At 66.4% G+C, this 1,074-nt stretch carries 1 protein-coding gene; it reads left to right on the forward strand.

The window, feature by feature from the left end:
- Nucleotides 1-38: 38 nt before the first annotated feature.
- The coding region (locus Q5Y72_RS19685) for an NAD(P)(+) transhydrogenase (Re/Si-specific) subunit beta (protein ID WP_305965080.1) at nt 39-1,074 on the forward strand (1,036 nt) is incomplete at its 3' end.

The raw sequence follows: 1,074 nt of genomic DNA on the forward strand, positions 1-1,074 counted from the left end.
AATGCTCGCCATGTTCCAGAAGTCGTAAGGAGGCAATGATGGAATACGGATTCACGACCGCGGCCTATGTGGTCGCCGCCGTCCTGTTCATCCTGTCCCTTGGCGGGCTGTCGGGACAGGAAAGCGCCAAGCGCGCGATCTGGTACGGCATCGTCGGCATGGGCCTTGCGGTGCTGGCGACGCTGTTCGGGCCGGGCGCGGGCAACTGGCTGCTGTCGGCCATCATGATCGCCATCGGCGGCGCCGCCGGCTGGGTGGTCGCCAAGCGCGTCCAGATGACCGAGATGCCGCAGCTGGTCGCGGCGATGCACAGCCTGGTCGGCCTTGCCGCCGTCTTCGTCGGCTTCAACGCCCAGATCGAACTGGCCCGCGTCATGCGGATCCGGGCCGAGGGCGTGATCCAGGAATTCGAGGGCTTTGCCGCCGTGCTGGCCCACAAGACCCCGGCCGAGATCGCGATGCTGAAGATCGAGGTTTTCCTGGGCATCTTCATCGGGGCGGTGACCTTTACCGGGTCGGTGGTGGCCTTCGGCAAGCTGGCCGGCCGCGTCGACGGCAAGCCCAGGAAGCTGCCGGGCGGGCACATGCTGAACGCCGGCGCGCTGGCACTGTCGATCCTGTTCGGCATCCTCTATTTCACCGGCTTCGGGTCGGGCGTGTTCTGGCTGATCCTGGTGACGCTGCTGGCCTTCTTCATCGGCTATCACCTGATCATGGGTATCGGCGGTGCCGACATGCCGGTGGTGGTGTCGATGCTGAACAGCTATTCGGGCTGGGCGGCGGCGGCGATCGGCTTCACGCTGGGCAACGACTTGCTGATCGTGACCGGCGCACTGGTCGGCAGTTCGGGTGCGATCCTCAGCTATATCATGTGCAAGGCGATGAACCGGCATTTCGTCAGCGTGATCCTGGGCGGCTTTGGCGGCGAGACCGGACCGGCCGCCGAGATCGAGGGCGAACAGGTCGCCATCGACGCCGACGGCGTGGCGGCGGCGCTGAACGAGGCCGACAGCGTGGTGATCGTGCCGGGCTATGGCATGGCGGTGGCGCAGGCGCAGGCCGCGGTCAGCGAAC

The organism is Paracoccus spongiarum (assembly GCF_030732095.1).
Taxonomy (GTDB): Bacteria; Pseudomonadota; Alphaproteobacteria; order Rhodobacterales; family Rhodobacteraceae; genus Paracoccus; species Paracoccus spongiarum.